Source organism: Luteibacter rhizovicinus DSM 16549, assembly GCF_001887595.1.
In the GTDB taxonomy this organism is placed as follows: domain Bacteria; phylum Pseudomonadota; class Gammaproteobacteria; order Xanthomonadales; family Rhodanobacteraceae; genus Luteibacter; species Luteibacter rhizovicinus.
In genome coordinates this window covers 1,801,335-1,818,858 of sequence record NZ_CP017480.1, presented here as the reverse complement: position 1 = coordinate 1,818,858, position 17,524 = coordinate 1,801,335, and the positions used below count along the sequence as shown (strand labels likewise).

The 17,524-nt window shown below is 65.6% G+C and carries 15 protein-coding genes; 11 read left to right on the top strand and 4 right to left on the bottom strand.

The features are described 5' to 3' along the window. Positions 1-38: 38 nt before the first annotated feature. Entirely contained in the window at positions 39-2,264 is a 2,226-nt protein-coding gene (locus BJI69_RS08200) for a tetratricopeptide repeat protein (protein ID WP_244465291.1), read from the bottom strand. Between the two features lie 247 nt (positions 2,265-2,511). Here BJI69_RS08200 and BJI69_RS08195 point away from each other — a divergent pair, with 247 nt between their 5' ends. The 7 genes from BJI69_RS08195 to BJI69_RS08165 all read left to right on the top strand — a co-directional run bounded on the left by BJI69_RS08195 (position 2,512) and on the right by BJI69_RS08165 (position 11,150). Continuing rightward, positions 2,512-3,642 (top strand): efflux RND transporter periplasmic adaptor subunit, encoded by a 1,131-nt coding sequence (locus BJI69_RS08195; protein WP_052767259.1) that lies wholly within the window; start codon positions 2,512-2,514, stop codon positions 3,640-3,642. Then, a complete protein-coding gene (locus BJI69_RS08190) occupies positions 3,642-6,842 on the top strand; it encodes an efflux RND transporter permease subunit (protein ID WP_046968366.1) in 3,201 nt (1,066 codons plus the stop codon). Before BJI69_RS08195 ends, BJI69_RS08190 begins: the two co-directional genes overlap by 1 nt. Further along, entirely contained in the window at positions 6,839-8,314 is a 1,476-nt protein-coding gene (locus BJI69_RS08185; RefSeq protein ID WP_046968367.1) for an efflux transporter outer membrane subunit, read from the top strand. Before BJI69_RS08190 ends, BJI69_RS08185 begins: the two co-directional genes overlap by 4 nt. A gap of 74 nt (positions 8,315-8,388) precedes the next feature. Beyond that, complete coding sequence (locus tag BJI69_RS08180; RefSeq protein WP_046968368.1) at positions 8,389-8,847, top strand: hypothetical protein; 459 nt, start codon at positions 8,389-8,391, stop codon at positions 8,845-8,847. A 114-nt stretch (positions 8,848-8,961) separates the two neighbouring features. Next, entirely contained in the window at positions 8,962-9,729 is a 768-nt protein-coding gene (locus tag BJI69_RS08175) for a bestrophin-like domain (protein ID WP_046968369.1), read from the top strand. After that, positions 9,726-10,070 (top strand): MliC family protein, encoded by a 345-nt coding sequence (locus BJI69_RS08170; protein WP_046968370.1) that lies wholly within the window; start codon positions 9,726-9,728, stop codon positions 10,068-10,070. The genes BJI69_RS08175 and BJI69_RS08170 overlap by 4 nt, the downstream gene beginning before the upstream one ends. Before the next feature lie 177 nt (positions 10,071-10,247). Next, the gene (locus BJI69_RS08165) at positions 10,248-11,150 is read left to right on the top strand and encodes a LysR family transcriptional regulator (RefSeq protein ID WP_046968371.1); all 903 of its coding nucleotides are present in this window, start codon (positions 10,248-10,250) and stop codon (positions 11,148-11,150) included. On the opposite strand, the gene BJI69_RS08160 is transcribed toward BJI69_RS08165, so the two are convergent. After that, positions 11,147-12,073 carry an AraC family transcriptional regulator gene (locus BJI69_RS08160; RefSeq protein WP_046968419.1) on the bottom strand — a complete coding sequence of 309 codons (927 nt, stop codon included), beginning with the start codon at positions 12,071-12,073 and terminating at the stop codon, positions 11,147-11,149. The two genes, BJI69_RS08165 and BJI69_RS08160, sit on opposite strands and share 4 nt — an antisense overlap. Positions 12,074-12,168: 95 nt before the next feature. Here BJI69_RS08160 and BJI69_RS08155 point away from each other — a divergent pair, with 95 nt between their 5' ends. After that, entirely contained in the window at positions 12,169-12,999 is an 831-nt protein-coding gene (locus tag BJI69_RS08155; RefSeq protein WP_046968372.1) for an SDR family oxidoreductase, read from the top strand. 1 nt (position 13,000) lies between these two features. Here BJI69_RS08155 and BJI69_RS08150 read toward each other — a convergent pair whose 3' ends face one another. Both BJI69_RS08150 and BJI69_RS08145 read right to left on the bottom strand, forming a co-directional pair. Then, positions 13,001-14,038 carry a L,D-transpeptidase gene (locus tag BJI69_RS08150; protein ID WP_125903013.1) on the bottom strand — a complete coding sequence of 346 codons (1,038 nt, stop codon included), beginning with the start codon at positions 14,036-14,038 and terminating at the stop codon, positions 13,001-13,003. Positions 14,039-14,115: 77 nt separating this feature from the next. Beyond that, a complete protein-coding gene (locus tag BJI69_RS08145; RefSeq protein ID WP_046968373.1) occupies positions 14,116-15,330 on the bottom strand; it encodes an FAD-dependent oxidoreductase in 1,215 nt (404 codons plus the stop codon). 132 nt (positions 15,331-15,462) lie between these two features. Between BJI69_RS08145 and BJI69_RS08140 the strand changes: the two genes are divergently transcribed. Genes BJI69_RS08140 through BJI69_RS08130 form a run of 3 tightly spaced genes read left to right on the top strand, consistent with a single transcriptional unit; the run spans position 15,463 to position 17,516 of the window. Then, a complete protein-coding gene (locus BJI69_RS08140; protein WP_046968421.1) occupies positions 15,463-16,122 on the top strand; it encodes a glutathione S-transferase family protein in 660 nt (219 codons plus the stop codon). A gap of 15 nt (positions 16,123-16,137) precedes the next feature. After that, entirely contained in the window at positions 16,138-16,845 is a 708-nt protein-coding gene (locus BJI69_RS08135) for a DUF899 family protein (RefSeq protein WP_046968374.1), read from the top strand. Between the two features lie 53 nt (positions 16,846-16,898). Further along, a complete protein-coding gene (locus tag BJI69_RS08130; RefSeq protein WP_046968375.1) occupies positions 16,899-17,516 on the top strand; it encodes a helix-turn-helix transcriptional regulator in 618 nt (205 codons plus the stop codon). Positions 17,517-17,524: the final 8 nt, after the last annotated feature.

Here is a 17,524-nt window from a genome sequence, read left to right as displayed (position 1 = left end):
TTCTCCCGATGGATGGGTGGTGATGGCGGACGGTCGTGTTACTCCTTCTCTTGCAGTGGCCCGCCGCCGGTGGCCACGAGTAGTTCGTGCTGGAACGCCTGGTTGACCGGGTAGTCGATACCCTCCCGGCGAAGCACGCGCAGCAGGCCCGCGTCGCGGTAACCGCTGGCCCAGAGGCGTTGGATGATCGGCGTGGCGTCCGGCTTGCGCGCCAGCGACAACAGCGCTTCGACCCGCAGGGCCTGCAGACGGGGATCGCCCTGGCCACTCTTCGCGGCCTGCACGCTGTCCAGCGCTTCGGTGCGCAGTTGCCGGGCCACCTGCGCATCCGTCGTAACGGCCGCCAGTGAGAGCCTTGCGACGATGCCGGCGAGCAGTGTCGAGCGATCGTCGGGCAGCTTGGCCATCAACGGACGGAGCGCCTGCAGCGCGGCGGTCGCATGTTCGTGGGCGTCGTCCTGCTGACCGGCCTCGCGCCCTTGCGCCGACTGCTCCACCAGGGCTTCCGCATACTCCCGCTGCCACGCCGCGTTGTCGGGATCGTGCCTGGCCAGTCCGGCGAAGATCGGAAGCGCCCGTGCGATCAGCGCCGTCGCTTCCGGCAGATCACCGCTGAGACGGCGCAAGCGGGCCAGTTGCGTGGCATACAAGGCCGCGTGTTCCTGGAAGTCGGTGTTGCTGGGGTCGAGGGTGCCCAGGTCCGTCGCCATGTCGACCGCTTGCTGCAATCGTGCCATGCCGGCAACGGTGTCACCCGTGAGGGCCTGGGTGCGCCCGAGGATGGCGCGGACGGTGAGCAGGTTGTCGCGTCGACTCATGTTTTTGGGCTCCGCCGCCGCGAGGCCCGATTGGATGCGCTCGTCCGCGCTGTACTGGGCAACGGCTTCCGCGAGGTCACCGCGCATGAGGGCGAGCTTGCCAAGATTGTTGTGCGCCGAGCCCAGGTACTCGACCCAGTCCGCGTTATGCGGCTGACCAATGACGAGATCCTCCATCTGGGCGAGCATGTGACGGTACTGGGCTGCCGCCTGATCCAGTTCGCCGCGCGCTTCCATGACATGACCGACGTTGTTGTCGAGCGTGGCGCGCTGGAAGGCCAGCTGCGTATTGCCCGGCGCGTGCACCGCGGCGCGTTGCAAGGTCGCTTGACCACGTGCGAAGCTTCGCTGTGCGTCATCGAGCTCGCCCTGTCGCCACTGGGTCATGCCGACGTAAGCCCAGACATCCGCCAGGGCCAGTTGCCGATCGATATTCGTTGGCGCGGCATCGGCCAAGCGCGTGGCGACCGCCAGCGCCGCCCGGTACGACGCCATGGCGGCGGCCAGTTGCCCCTGGTCGAGGCGTACGCTGCCGATCTTCTCCAGCGCCGCGGCGCGCTGCTCCAGGGCCCGGTCGGTCACCTCGTCGAGAGGCTGGGCCTGGAAGTACTTCATGGCCTGGTCGTCCACGGCTTCCATGATGTCCAGGCGCGACACCTGGGCCAGTTTGTCGTTGAGGTCGCCGAGCATGAAGCTGACCAGATCCTCCGCCTCCTTCTGGCGACGCTCGGCCACATGACTCGCGACCACCGCCGCGTGGCGTGAGATGAAGGCGCTGATCGCGAGCGTCGTGGTCACGGCCATCACGCACAGGGCGACCGCGGCGAGCACGGTGGCGCGACGCATCCGCCGATGCAGCTCGCGTTGCTTCAGGTCATCGAAGCCGACTCCGAGCATGCCGGCGACGAGCTTGACGATGGCGTTGAGCTTGCTGTCGCTGCCCTGCCGGATATCTGCGGCAATCGGCTCGATGGGCTCGCTGCCAAGCTCGCCGCCCGCCCCCCAGCGATAGCGCAGGGCCGGCACGAAGCATTCTTCGGCTTCGCGCCCCGGCATGGCGGTGGCGTTCGGCTCGCCGCCGACGATCAGGCAGAAGATCCGATCCTCGCCACCGAGGCGCTTGTACGAGAGCACTTCCTCGTTGACCCAACGCGATGCGGCCGCCTGCGGCGAGCAGACCACCAGCAGGCAGGCGGACTGCGCCAGGGCCACATTGACGGTGCGACCGAGGTCGCCCGCGCTGGCCAGCTCCTCGCGGTCACGGAAGACGGGTGAGAGGCGACGGGGAACGACACCCATCGCCGTGGACTGGCCGACGAGGCGCGCGGGAATGGCGAAGGTTTCGAGGGCGCGATGTAACCAAGCCGCCGGGGTCTTGTCCTGGTGGCTGTAGCTGATGAAGGCGCGGTACCGGTAGTCCGGCCCCATGAAACCTTCGGTCGACACGCGTCATACCCCGCAGGTCGTGACCCGCCTGCCCCAGCGGCCCGAAGGCACACGCTAGCACCGAAATGTGACGCAGCGCACGTTTTCACGTTATTTGCACAGGGCGACCCTGGCCGCTTTGCCCCCGGTCTTCACGCAGCACCATCCGCCAAAAGCCCACCAAACCCTGCTATCCGGCCCCCTGTCCGCATCTGACACTCAGGCTGCCGTTGCATCCTCGCCACGGCCCGCAGTGGGGAAAAGCAACATGCCTGGCATACGACTCATCTATCCGGTGGCCTGCGCCCTGGTCCTGGCCGCCTGCAGCGGACACGGTGCCGCGCCCGCGGCGGGCCCGGCCGAGGTCGACGTGGCCACGGTGGTCTACAAGCCGGTCACCGACTGGCAGAGCTACTCCGGCCGCCTCCAGGCGATCGATCACGTGGACATTCGCGCCCAGGTGCCCGGCACGATCATGGCCGTCTATTTCAAGGACGGCCAGATGGTGAAGAAGGGCGAGCCGCTCTTCCTGATCGACCCGCGCACCTACACCGCCGCCGTGGACCGCGCCGCCGCGCAGCTCGCCGCCGCGCACGCCCATGAGAAGTTCACCTCGGCGGATTCCCAGCGCGCGCAGAAACTCCTGCAGGGCAATGCGATCTCCCGGCGCGACTTCGACGACCGTTCGAACGCCGCCCTGGTGGCGACGGCGGACGTGAAGGCGGCCGAGGCCGCGCTCGAGGACGCCAGGGTCAACCTCGGTTACACGAAGATCGTCGCACCGGTCGATGGACGCATGTCGCGCGCCGAACAGACCGTCGGCAATATCGTCGCGGCCGGCTTCAGTTCACCGGCACTGACCACCCTCGTCTCGATGAATCCGATCTACGCCGGCTTCGACGTGGACGAGCAGACCTACCTCAAATACCTGAGCCAGGCCGCGGACCACGACGTCGCCGTGCGACTCGGCCTGGCCAACGAGACCGGCTTCTCGCGTACCGGCAAGATCGCCTCGGTCGACAACCAGCTCAACAGCACCACCGGCACGATTCGCGTGCGTGCCTCCTTCGACAACGCCGACGGCGTACTGCTGCCCGGCATGTTCGCCCGCGTCGCGGTCGGCGGCGGCTCGGCGCATCCGGCCATCCTGATAGACGACCGGGCGATATCCACGGACCAGGCGAAGAAGTACGTCCTGGTGCTCGACGACAAGGACCATGCGCAGTACCGCGAGATATTCCCCGGGCTGATGGTCGATGGCCTGCGCGTCGTGGACTCCGGGCTCAAGCCCGGCGAGCGCATCGTGGTGAACGGCCTCCAGCGCGTGCATCCGGGTGACCCGGTACACGCCAAGGTCGTCCCGATGGCCGGCGAGGACACCGTGGCGAGTAGCCCCTGATGAATATCTCCCGCTTCTTCATCGACCGGCCCATCTTTGCCGGGGTGCTATCGACGCTGATCCTCCTGGCCGGCGTGATCGCCATGTTCCAGCTGCCCATTTCCGAGTACCCGGAAGTGGTGCCGCCGTCAGTCGTCGTCTACGCGTCGTACCCGGGCGCCAACCCCAAGGTCATCGCCGATACCGTCGCCGCGCCGCTGGAAGAACAGATCAACGGCGTGGAAGGCATGCTGTACATGCAGTCCCAGGCCAGCAGCGACGGCAACATGGCGCTGACGGTCACCTTCCGCCTCGGCATCGATCCGGACAAGGCCCAGCAGCTGGTGCAGAACCGCGTGTCGCAGGCCCTCCCGCGCCTGCCGCCGGATGTGCAGCTACTCGGCGTCACGACGATCAAGTCCTCACCCACGCTGACCCTCGTGGTGCACCTGATCTCGCCCGATGCGCGCTACGACCAGACCTACCTGCGCAACTACGCCCTGATCAACGTGAAGGAGCGTCTGGAACGCCTGAGCGGTATCGGCCAGGTGGTGCTCAAAGGCTCGGGCGACTACGCGATGCGCATCTGGCTGGACCCGAAGAAGCTGGCCGAACGAAGTCTCACCGCCTCCGATGTCGTCGCCGCGATACGGGAGCAGAACGTGCAGGTCGCCGCCGGCGTCATCGGTGGGTCGCCCATGGTCGGTGCCGTGCCCCTGCAGCTGAGCATCAACGCCAAGGGACGGCTGCAGACCGAGCAGGAGTTCGGCGACATCGTGCTCAAGAGCGCCAACGGCGCACTGACTCACATTCGCGACGTGGCGCGCGTGGAGCTCGGCGCGGCCGAATTCGGCTCGCGTGCCCTGCTCGACAATAAGCAGGCCGTGGCGATGTGGATCTTCCAGCTGCCCGGCGCGAACTCGCTACAGTTGTCCGAAGACGTGCGCGCGGCGATGAAGGACTTGCAGAAGGACATGCCGCCGGGCGTCGAATACAGCATCGTCTACGACCCGACCACCTTCGTTCGCTCCAGTATCGAGGCGGTGATCCATACCCTGATCGAGGCGATCTGCCTCGTCGTGCTGGTGGTGATCCTGTTCCTGCAGACCTGGCGTGCCTCGCTCATTCCCTTGCTTGCCGTCCCGGTCTCGATCATTGGTACGTTCTCGTTGTTGTTGTTACTGGGTTACTCGATCAACGCCTTGTCCCTGTTCGGCATGGTGCTGGCCATCGGCATCGTGGTCGACGATGCGATCGTGGTGGTGGAGAACGTCGAACGAAACATCGAGTCCGGCTTGTCGGCGCGCGAGGCGACCTACCAGGCCATGAGCGAGGTGAGTGGGCCGATCATCGCGATCGCACTCACGCTGGTCGCCGTGTTCGTGCCGCTGGCTTTCATGTCCGGCCTCACCGGCCAGTTCTACAAGCAATTCGCCATGACCATCGCGATCTCGACGGTGATCTCGGCATTCAATTCGCTGACGCTTTCGCCAGCACTCGCGGCCTTGCTGCTGAAGGGCCACGACGAACCGAAGGACTGGCTGGCCCGCGTGATGGATCGCGGACTGGGTGGCTTCTTCCGCGTGTTCAACAAGGGCTTCCATCGCGCGTCGGAGGGATACGGTCACGGGGTGACCCGGGTCATCGCACACAAGGGCAGCATGCTCATTCTTTACGTGGTGCTGCTCGGTGGCGCTGTGTTGATGGGCCGCATCGTGCCCGGGGGGTTCGTGCCGGCACAGGACAAGGAATACGTCATCGCCATCGCGCAGTTGCCCAACGGTGCCTCGCTGGATCGTTCCGAAGCGATCACCCGCCAGATGGGTGAGATCGGCATGAAGCAGCCCGGCGTAGACCACGCGGTCCAGCATCCCGGCTTGTCGATCAACGGCTTCGTTAACTCGTCCAGCTCGGTGGTGATGTTTCTCGCCCTGAAGCCGTTCGCCGATCGCCACGGTGCAGGTGAGTCCGCGGGCGCGATCGCGATGGCCTTGAACCAGAAGTACGCCGCGATCAAGGGCGCATATATCGCGGTCTTCCCGCCACCGCCCGTGCTCGGTCTCGGCACCCTGGGTGGTTTCAAGTTCCAGATCGAGGATCGTGGCGCGCAGGGATATACCGCGCTCAACGATGCCGTGAAGGCCTTCCTCGCCAAGGCGGCGAAGGCGCCGGAGCTTGGGCCCACCTTCACCAACTACCAGATCGACGTGCCGCAGCTGAAGGTGGACCTGGATCGCGATAACGCCAAGCAACTCGGCGTCGCAGTGACCGACGTCTTCAACACCATGCAGGTCTTCCTCGGCTCGCAGTACGTCAACGACTTCAACCGCTTCGGTCGTGTGTTCCAGGTGCGAGTTCAGGCCGATGCGCCGTTCCGTGCCCATCCCGACGACATCGGCCTGTTGAAGACACGCAACGCGGATGGCCAGATGATTCCGTTGGCGTCGCTGGTGAAAGTCTCGACCACCTTCGGCCCCGAGTCGGTGGTGCGCTACAACGGCTACACGGCCGCCGATATCAATGGCGGCCCTGCTCCGGGATTCTCGTCGGGTCAGGCCCAGGCCGCCGTCGAGCGCGTCGCCGCCGAGACGCTGCCGCGTGGGTTCAAGCTCGAGTGGACGGATCTCACCTACCAGCAAATCATCGCCGGCAACGCGTCACTGGTGGTTTTCCCGGTGAGCCTGTTGCTGGTTTACCTCACGCTGGCCGCGCTCTACGAGAGTCTGACGTTACCGCTGGCGGTGATCCTGATCGTGCCCATGAGCCTGCTCTGCGCGCTGATCGGCGTGTGGCTGGATCGCGGTGACAACAACATCTTCACCCAGGTGGGCCTGATGGTGCTGGTCGGCCTGGCGTCGAAGAACGCGATCCTGATCGTGGAGTTCGCCCGAGAACTGGAGATACAGGGCCGCTCGATCATCGACGCCGCCATCGAGGCGAGCCGCCTGCGTCTACGCCCGATCCTGATGACATCGATCGCTTTCATCATGGGCGTGCTGCCGCTGGTGCTGTCGTCGGGTGCGGGCTCGGAGATGCGGCATGCCATGGGCATCGCCGTGTTCTTCGGCATGCTCGGCGTGACCTTGTTCGGCCTGATGCTGACGCCGGTGTTCTACGTGATCCTGCGCCATCTCTCCGGTGGTCATCGTCTCGAAGACAAGCACGGCAAGAACGGGCGTGTCATCGGCATCGAAGACGCCGGTCCGGGGAGTCCGACATGAAAACCATGCCAGGGTGGATTTACTGTGGCTTGTTGGTCGTCGGTGTGAGCGGGTGCTCGCTAGCCCCGAAGTACAACGTGCCGCCCGCCGCGGAATCGCCCGCGTTCAAGGAAACCCTGAGTCCCGCCGAAGCAGGGACCTGGCAGACTGCCGTGCCCGCTGAGGATGCGGCGCGCGGGGAATGGTGGAAGGTGTTCAAGGACAGCCAGCTGGATGACCTGGAAAACCAGGCGTTGGCCGCCAACCAGAACCTCGCCGCGGCCGCGGCGCGCGTGCAGGAAGCGCGTGCGATCGAGGGCGTCACTGGCGCCGCGCGCTTCCCGAATCTCTCCGCCGGTTTCGGTCCGTCGCGCCAGCAGAATTCCCCCGACTCGCTCGGCGTGCCAGCCGGAGGTCCCCGCCCAGAGGCGCAGACGGTGTGGCGGGCGCAGGCGAATATCTCTTACGAGGTGGACCTGTTCGGCCGTGTCGCATCGTCGGTCCACGCCGCCCATGCGGATACGCAGCAAAGCGAAGCCTTGTTCCGCTCGGTGCAACTGGCCTTGCAGGCCGATGTGGCGCAGAACTATTTCAACCTTCGCGAGCTCGACGCGGAACTCGCCGTCTACCACCGCGCCGTCGAGCTGCGCACCGAAGCCCTGACCTTCGTACAACACCGCGCGGACGCCGGCGAAGTGAGCGATCTCGAACTGGCCCAGGCTAAGGCGGAGCTGGCCTCGGCCACGTCGGATGCGATGACCGTGGAGCGTCAGCGTGCCGCCTCCGAACATGCCCTGGCCGTCCTGTTGGGCAAGGCGCCGTCGGAGTTCTCGGTGGCACCCCGCCCGCTCGACCCGGTGGTGATCCATATTCCGCCGGGCATGCCTTCCTCGCTGTTGGAACGCCGGCCCGACATCGCCGCCGCCGAACGGGCGATGGCGGCCGAGAACGCGCGCATCGGCATCGCTCGCGCGGCGTACTTTCCGTCGATCGTGCTCACCGGCACCGGTGGCTACGAGTCGTCCGCGTTCAGCGATCTGTTCAAGTGGTCGAGTCGCAGCTTCCTGCTCGGCCCGCTGGTCGGCACGGCGGCGACCCTGCCGATCTTCGACGGCGGCGTGCGCAAGGGCAACCTGGCCAACGCCAAGGCACGCTACGAAGAGAACGTGGCGAAGTATCGCCAGCAAGTCCTCGTGGCGTTCCAGGAAGTCGAAGACAACCTGGCCAACCTGCGCATTCTCGAGAACCAGACACGCGTGCAGGGCGATGAGGTGGCCGCTTCATCGCGCGCCGCCGAGCTGTCGAAGGTTCAGTACGAGGATGGCTCCGTGGCCTATCTCAACGTCATCGATACGGAGCGCGTCGTGCTCCAGGCGCGCCTGACCGCGGTGCGCTTGCGTGGCATCCAGGCCACCTCGACCGTCAACCTGATTCGCGCCCTGGGTGGCGGCTGGGGTGAGGACCCGGCAAACGCATCGCCCGCGACCGATTGATGCGGCGCGGCATGCCATTCACTCCGATGATGTCCGTCCTATAATCAGCGCATCCGCCTCAGGAGACCGCCACCATGGCTGCAACGACGTTGGGTGCGATGCTTCGAATCACCGAGAGATGCGCCAAGGCCGACTGCCTGCGCGACCTCGAGCAACAGGCCAACCTGCAAGGACCGTGTGCCGAAAAGGACCTGCGCCTCGTGCAGGAATTCCTCGACATGGCGAAGACGCAGTTCACCACGCGTATCCTCGCCGGTGCCGAGGTGACGCCGGTGCAGTTGGGCGCCGGCCAGAACACCACGGTCGCGTTGATCCTGCAGACCTTCCGCTGGGCACCGGACTACGACATCCGCAATCCCGCGCATCCGTACAACGCGGCGTGGAAACCCTTCGTCACCTGGTGCGAGGAGAACGACCTCGAGCCCGTGCTACGCAAGTATCACGACGCCAAGGGCAAGGAGCACTGGTACACCCTCAGCGTGCGCTCTGCCCCGGAACACGTGGAACAACAGGCAGCGGCCGCCGCGTCCTGACGAGCCGCCTTTCGTTTCGGAAAAAGCCGTGGGATTCGGAAAGGCATCCGGAGAGCCGGCGGCCACCATGAGGTGCATGGCGATCCGTCGACGCCTCAATGGGGAGCACCACCGATGTATGCGATCGTCGTTTCGCTGGTCGTGCTCCTGCTTGCCTGCGGCAGCCTGTACCTGGGTGGCTGGATAGCCCGGCACATGCCGGAGGATCACCTCGTTTACGAGGCGCAGAAGGCGGCGCAATTCGGCATCAGCATGATGGCCACGCTGGCCGCCCTGGTGCTGGGCTTCACGGTCACCTCGGCGCGGGCGACCTTCGATCGCGCTAATGACGACATCGTCGGCGTCTCCACGTCGATCCTCCTTCTCGATCGCGCGCTTTCCGGCTACGGCCCGGAGACGGCGCAGATCCGTACGGACGTCCGCGCCTTTCTCGCCCATGCCACGGAGCGTGTCTCCCCGAGTGGGGAGATGGAAAAGGTGGTGTTCCGCCTGCCGCATACGAGCTTGAGCTTGATCACCCAGTTGCAGACCTCGATCCTCACCCTGCAACCGGATACGGATGCCAAGTGGTGGTTCCAACGGCGCGCGCTCGACATCACCGCCGATCTCGGCAAGGAACGCATCCTGACGTCCGAGCACGAGCGATCGTCGGAGCCCACGTTTCTTCTTATCGTGGTCACGGCGTGGATCGTGCTGATCTTCATCGGCATGGGCACGTTCGCCATGCACAACGCGTCCGTTCGCCTCGTGCTGTTCTGTGCCGCGCTGGCGTTTTCCGGCTCGATCTTCCTGGTCATGGAACTGGAGGCGCCCTATACCGGCGTACTGCGCGTGTCCGGCGAACCGCTGCTCCAGGCTGCCACGGAACTCGCCCTGCCATGAAAGCCTTCTTGTCCGCCGCCTTCCTGCTCGTCGCGACAGGTGCCGCCTCGGACTCGTTCATCGTGCCGCAGGTGAAGTTTGGGCCGCCTGTCGTTGCGACGTATCACTGCCCTACCGGCAAGCCATTCACCGTGACTTACTGGAACGGCGACAACGGGCAGAGCTTCGCCCTGATGCCGATTGCCGGCAAACCGACGTTGCTGGTGAACACGCTCTCTGCCGATGGCGTGCGTTATGCCGCGGGGTCGATCGTGTGGTGGACGAAGGGGAGTAATGCGGATCTTTACGATGCGCGTGTGGATCCGGAGAAGCCGACGCTGGCGGGGTGTCGGTCGCGGTGAGAGGCTGTTTCTGTTTGGGACTGGGGCTAGCACCCTATCGCCGCTGAAGCGGCTCCCACATTCACAGTGAGAGCTGGCTTTACTGTGGAAGCTGGCTCTACTGTGGAAGCTGGCTCTACTGTGGGAGCCGGCTTTAATGTGGGAGCCGCTTCAGCGGCGATGCTTTACTCTTGGGTGATGAACATCACCCTCGACGAAATCCAGAACTTCATCGCCGTCGTCGATACCGGGTCGATCACCAAGGCGGCCCAGCAACTGGACCAGACCGTGTCCGCGGCGAGCCGCACGCTGGGCCGGCTGGAAGAGAAGCTGCAGACCACCCTCCTCCGCCGCACTACCCGCCGCATCGAACTGACGGACGAAGGCGAAGCCTTCCTCGAACGTGCGCGCGATATCGTCGCCGCCGTCGAGAACGCCGAGGAGCAGATGGCCACGCGGCGCAGCCGGCCCGCCGGTCGCCTTCGCGTCGACGCCGCATCACCCTTCATGTTGCACGTAGTCGTCCCCCTGATCGCCGGCTACCGCGAACGCTTCCCCGACGTCGACCTGGAGTTGCACAGCAGTGAGGGCTACATCGATCTGCTCGAACGACGAACGGATGTCGCACTACGCATCGGCCGGCTCAAGGATTCCACGCTCCACGCGCGTCCGATCGGCAGCAGTCGCCTCCGCTGCCTTGCCAGTCCCGCTTACCTGGAAGCACACGGCACACCTCGCAAGGTGGCCGAGCTGTCGAAGCACTCGCTGCTCGGTTTCACCGAACCCGATACACTCAACGACTGGCCGCTGATCGACGAGAAGAAGCAGCCCGTGCATATCAAGCCGACGATCGGCGCCTCCAGCGGCGAAACGCTGCGTCAGCTGGCGCTGGAAGGAAACGGCATCGTCTGCCTGTCCGATTTCATGACGCGTGAGGATCGCGAGACGGGGCGACTGGTGCAGGTGTTGCCCCGGCACACGATCGAGTTCCGTCAGCCGATCAATGCCGTGTACTACCGGAACACGGCGATCTCCGCGCGCATCGCCTCACTGGTGACCTACCTGGTGGAAGCGATCGGCGAAAACGGCTTCGACCACTAAGTCGGCGCGTCGGCAACGCCACGCCGACGCATCGTCGGGGAACGACCGGTCACCCGTTTGAACGCGTGGCTGAAGGCACTTTCCGAGGCATAGCCCAGGGACTCGGCCAGTCTTGCCAGCGGCACCCGACCCTCAGCCAGCGTGCGCTGAGCCAGTCGCATGCGCCACTCGGTGAGGTAGCGCATCGGCGCAATGCCCGCGACCTTGTTGAAGTAAGCGGCGAAGCCCGCCCGCGACATGGACGAGGCCGACGCCAGTTCGTTGAGCGTCCATGCCCGCGCGGGATCGGCGTGCATCATCCGCAGCACCGGTGCCAGTCGCGCATCGTTCAACGCGCGTAACCAGCCGGCCGGCATGCCTTCGGCGCTCGCCATGTACACGCGCAATACGTGCACGAACATCAGCTGGATCAGCTGCGCGGAGGCCGCCGACTGTCCTGGCCGTTGGTTTTCCCGCTCCTGCAGCAACTGCCCCAACAGCCAGCGGATCGGTTCTGCCTCCGGGGAGTCGCCACGCACGTGCACGAAAGGTGGCAGCACGTCACGCAGCAGCCGTTCGCTCTCCTGTCCCAGTTCGACCATGCCACCGATGAGGAAGAAGTCGTCGCCCTTGCCGACGTGGGTCACTGCATCGCTGTTGGCGGCGCGGACGTCGGCGAGCCAGACAGGTGGAACATCGACGTCGCTGCACAGGCGCGCGGGTCGCGGGGCGATGCGTAACAGCACGTCGCCCTGCACGAGGCGAAACGGCGCGGTGTCCTCATCGCTCACGTGCCAGCAACCGCCACGCACGACGCCCCAGAACTTGATCTGTTCGGCACCAGGAAAGGCCACGGCCCAATCGCCGCCCGCCACCAGGCCGCCTGCGACGACAGCGCGTGCGTCAAGCAACTGGAGGAAATCGGAGAGCGGATCGATGGGCATGACTGGATTTTCACGCATGAATGATGGACCCACAAGCATTCATCGTCTTTGGACGGCGGATTAGTCTGGTCACCTCCCCCACCGAGACCTCCACCATGCCCCAGCGCAACTGGCTTATCACCGGCGCCAACAGCGGCTTCGGCCGCCTCATGACCGAACAGCTCCTGGCGCGAGGCGACCAGGTAGCCTGCACCGTGCGCGATCCCGCCAGCATGACCGAGCTGAAGGCGCGCCACGGCGATCACCTTCTCGTGCACCGCCTCGACCTCACCGATTTCACGGCGATCCGGCCCGCGGTGGACGCCGCGTTCGCGGCGCTGGGACGTATCGACGTCGTCGTCAGTAACGCCGGTTACGGTCTGCTCGGCGCGGCGGAGGAAGCGACCGACGACCAGGTCATCCACCAATTGCAGACCAACCTCACCGGCTCGATCCAGCTGATTCGCAGCGCGCTCCCGTACCTGCGCAGACAGCACGGCGGGCGCATTCTCCAGCTGTCCACCGTCGGAGGCCAGGCGGCGTTCCCGGGCGGCTCGATGTATCACGCGGGCAAGTGGGGCATCGAAGGTTTCGTCGATGCCGTGGCGCAGGAAGTCGCCGTGTTCGGCATTGGTTGCACGCTGGTCGAGCCGGGCGGCGCAAGGACCAACTTTCGCTACGTGAACTCGCGTGTCGGACCGAAGATCGATGCCTACGATGCTTCGCCGTCACGCCACGTCAATCGCATGCTCGAAGAGGGCACTGCGGTGGCGATCGGCGATCCCGCGAAGATGGTCGCGCACATGATCGCGTCGGTAGATCAGAACCCGGCACCCCGACGCCTCGCCCTGGGTTCGGATGCTTATACGGTGATGCACAAGCAGCTCAGCGAACGCCTTGCTGCCCTGGAAGCCCAGCGGGACCTGGCCTTCTCGACGGACGGCTGACTCAGACGCCCGGCGGATTCGAATCTATCACCTGCACCTTGCCGCCCGTCGTTTCCGGCTGCACGCTTTCGTCGGTCGCCAACAGCACCGAACCCGGCGCCAGCAACGGCACGATCTTTTCCATGAACTCGCGCGGCACCGAGACGCGGTCGACCAGGGCTTCGTCCACGACTTTCCCCGCTTCGTCGCCGTGCCCGGGAATGCCGATGGTGATCCAGTTCGGCATTTGCAGACCGGCGCGCTGCGGCGCGTCGGGCATGTAGCCGGAAGCGACGATGAAGGCGTGCGTGCCGACCAGCGGGTCCTTGACCTCGACGCGGCTGCGACCGATTTCGATACCGTTGCGGAACACGATCACACGACTGTCGGCGACGCTGAGCACCATCGAGATGGGGCCGGTGGGCGACGCGTCCGGGTTCCAGCGATAGGGCACGCCATCGGCCAACGGTGCCAGCGGCAGATCGCTGCCGTTGCGCGGATCGATCGGGATGACGGCGCTGGGATGGACGACGGTGACCGGCGCCGTGCCCTCTTCGGCAACGACCACGGTCATGCCCATATTGGTCGCATCGAACAGCAGCCGCGCGAACTCGGTCGGCATGTGCACGCAGCCGTGCGATTCCGGATAGCCCGGCAAGCCGCCCGCATGCAGGGCTACGCCATCCCAGGTCAGGCGCTCCTGGTAGGGCATCGGCGCATCGTCGTACTTCTTGGAGTGGTGGTCCTTGTCCTTTTGCAGGATGGTGAACACACCGGTCGGGGTCTCATGGCCCTTCTTGCCCGTGCTAACCGTTGTCACGCCGATGAGGATGCCATTGCGATACGCATAGGCGCGTTGCTCGGTGATGCTGACGATCACCGCCATCGGGCCGGGCGAGGCACCGCGACCACCCCATATCCACTGTCCGGGCTTCAGGTCACCTGGACGTGTGTCGGCGGGGCTGGACGTTTTCGCGCCCCAGACCGGAATGGGATTGGCGGCGAACGACGCCGTGGAGAGCGACACGAGCAGTACGACGGCAGCGGCAACGCGTTTCATCCGGATCTCCGATGTTCCCCTTCGCGCAGAGCGTAAACCGGGAGCGGCCGCACGCGCGAGTATGGCGTTTGCGCATCCTACGGAGCGGGCAGCTCCTCCGCTTGCACGTCTTCGCCTTGCGGTTTGCGCCGGTGCCCTGCTTCGCCGGTGAGGATGCTCAGCATCGGACCACGTGCGCCGGGCACTTTGCCCAGCGGCCCGAAGAACACGTCGCGACACCAGCCGAGCAGGCTGCGATCGGACTGGAAAAGGGGCGTCAGCCAGCGACTCATGCGCTGGTAGATGCGCACGTGATTGTGCCGTTCGCGGCGGTACGCCGCGAGGGCGTCGTCGAGGGCATCGTGCTCGTCCAGGGCATCGGCAAGCGCAGCGGCGTCGAGCAGGGCCATGTTCACGCCCTGCCCCAGCTGGGGGCTCATGGCATGGGCCGCGTCACCGATCACGACGAGTCGATCGTGATGCGGCTGGCGCAAGACGACATCGCGATAGCGTGCGCGATTGAGCTGCTCGGAGTGTTCGAGATGGGCGATGTGCGGCGCCAGCTCCGGCCAGATACCCGCCACCGTCGTCTTCATCGCTGCGACGCCGCAGTCGTCGAAGGCCTCGACCGCTTCGCCGGGCAGGCTGAAGTAGAACGTCACCCAGCGGCCGTCGTGGCCGGGCCGGGTGCCCACCGGCAGCATACCGATCATGGCCCGCGTGCCCGCGTAACGCTGCAGCAGATGCGTGGGCGCGGCCCAGTCGTCGATGCGCAGCAAGCACCACACCGCGCCCCAGGGGTAGAGTTTTTCCCGGCTGACCTGGTTCTCACAGCGGGAGCGCAACACCGAGTGCGCTCCGTCGGCGGCGATGGTCAGGTCGAACGGACCGTACGACGTGCCGTCGTGGTCGATCACCGAGCGCGTGGCTGCGTCGTAGCCGGCGATATACACGCCTGTGCGGACCTGGGCGGCGTCGTGGTGCGCCTCCCGCAGCAGTTCGAACAGGGCGCCACGGGTCATGCCCAGCCCGAAGCAATCGGCGCGGCGGTCGCGGTAGCGCATGGCCATGACGGGGCGGCCACGGGGTGTCACGCCGTGCAGCTCGTCGATCCGTTGACCCAGGGCCAGGGCGCGGCCGGCGAGGCCAAGGCGCTCCAGCACGGCGATGCCGGTGGGTTGCAACAGGAAACCCGCCCCGACCGGCCCCAGGGTGGGGCTTTTCTCGAAAACGGTGACGTCATGTCCCTGGGCGGACAGCAGGATGGCACTTGCCTGCCCCGCCGTTCCGTAGCCTACGATGGCGACTTTCATCCGTGATCCTCCTCGTTGACGAAGGATAGCAAGACCGATCCAGCGCCGGCGTCCGCCGCGTGTCGAAATGCCCGCTTCCCGTTCGACGTCAAGAAGAAGCCCGTCTTCACGTTTCCGACCGAGGTGCATGCGATGCCATTGAAGTTCTACGCCCATCCGTTCTCGTCGTACTGCCAGAAGGCCCTCGTCGCCCTCTACGAGAACGGCACGCCCTTCGAGTGGAAGATGCTCTCGCCGGAACAACCGGAGAATTACGTGGAGTTCGCCGATCTCTGGCCGCTGCGACGGTTTCCCATCCTGGTCGACGGCAAGCGCACGATCACCGAGGCCAGCACCATCATCGAGTACCTCGGCCTTTACCACCCGGGCCCCGCCCCCATGCTGCCGGACGACCGCAAGGCAGCGCTGGAGGTACGCGCCATGGACCGTTTCTTCGACAACTACATCTCGACGCCCCAGCAGCGGATCGTCTTCGATGTCGTCCGGCCAGGCGGGCAACGCGACCCCTGCGGCGTGACCGAGTGCCGGCAGATGCTCGATACCGCGTATGCATGGCTGGACAAGGTCATGGCGGACCGCCAATGGGCCGCCGGCGAGGACTTCAGCCTGGCCGACTGCGGCGCCGCCCCGTTCCTGTTTTATGCCGACTGGACCCACCCGATCCCCGATGCGTTCACCCATGTGCACGCGTACCGACGACGCCTGCTTGCGCGCCCCTCGTTCGCCCGCGCCGTCGACGAGGCTCGCCCCTACCGTTCGTTGTTTCCTCTCGGCGCACCCGACCGCGACTGATCCAGGAGAGCACGCATGAGCAGCCAACCGCTTATCCCCGCCAGCGAACTAGCGAGCCGCAACCCCGTCCGCATGCCGAACGAGAGCGCCGAGTACCGCCGCGCACGCAACGCGCTACTCGCCGAAGAGATCGAGCTGCGCCGACATATCGAGCGTGTCGCCGCGTTGCGCCGTGCGCTGCCACCGGGCGGCGAAGTGCGTGGCGATTACCGCTTCGAAGGTGTGAACGGCCCCGTCGACCTTGCCGGCCTGTTCGGCGACAAGCAAACCCTGGTCGTTTACAGCTACATGTTCGGGCCGCAGCGCGAACGACCCTGCCCGATGTGTACCTCGTTACTCAGCGCATGGGACGGTGAGGCGCGCGATATCGAACAAAACGTGGCCCTCGCCGTGGTGGCGCGTTCGCCGCTGGCGAAGCTGTTGGCCTTCAAGAAGGAGCGCGGCTGGCAGCACCTCCCGCTCTACACGGATCTCAACGGGGACTTCAGCCGCGATTACCACGCGATTGCCGACGACGGCAGCGACATTCCGGCGTTCAACGTGTTTACGCGTCGCGATGGAACGACCCGCTTGTTCTGGGCAGGAGAAATGGGCGATGAGTCATCGGATCCGGGACAGGACCCCCGGGGCGCACCGGACCTGATGCCGCTGTGGACGGTGCTCGATTCGACGCCGGAGGGGCGGAGAGCTACGTGGTATCCGAGTCTCGATTACCCCGGCTGATCAACAACAAGTCCATTCTGGACAATCCGTATCGCGACCGGGATGATCGGGCCATGGCCGACCTTCTTGCCCCCTACCTCCCCGTCGCCGACGCCATCGCCACGGTGTTCAAGCCGCACGCCGAGGTCGTGATCCACGATCTCGGTACCGGCACGATCCGACACATCGCCAATCGCCTCTCGCCGCGGAAAGCCGGTGACGACTCGCTGGCTGATCTGGACGATCTAGGCTCGCTCGCCGATGCCGTCATCGGCCCTTATCCGAAGACCAACGCGGACGGCCGCTCGCTCAAGTCCATCACGGCCGTCCTGCGCGATGGCCGTCGCAAGCCTATCGGCCTGCTTTGCATCAATGTCGACGTGAGCATGTTCGAAGCGATGCAGGCGATGTCGAAGGACTTCCTGCGCTTCGCCGACGACGCCCCGCGCCCCGCCGCGTTGTTCCGCAACGACTGGCGCGAGGAGGTCAACGATATCGTCGGCCAGTTCCTCGGTGACCGCGGCACCATGCTCGCCAGCATGAGCGTCGTCGACCGCGAGGCGCTGGTCACCTTGCTCGAAGAGCGCGGCCTGTTCGATGTACGCCACGCGGCGACCTACATCACGCAGCTACTCGGCCTCTCGCGCGCGACCTTGTACAAGACGCTCAAGGCCGTGCGCGAGGCGGGCTAGCCGTTTCA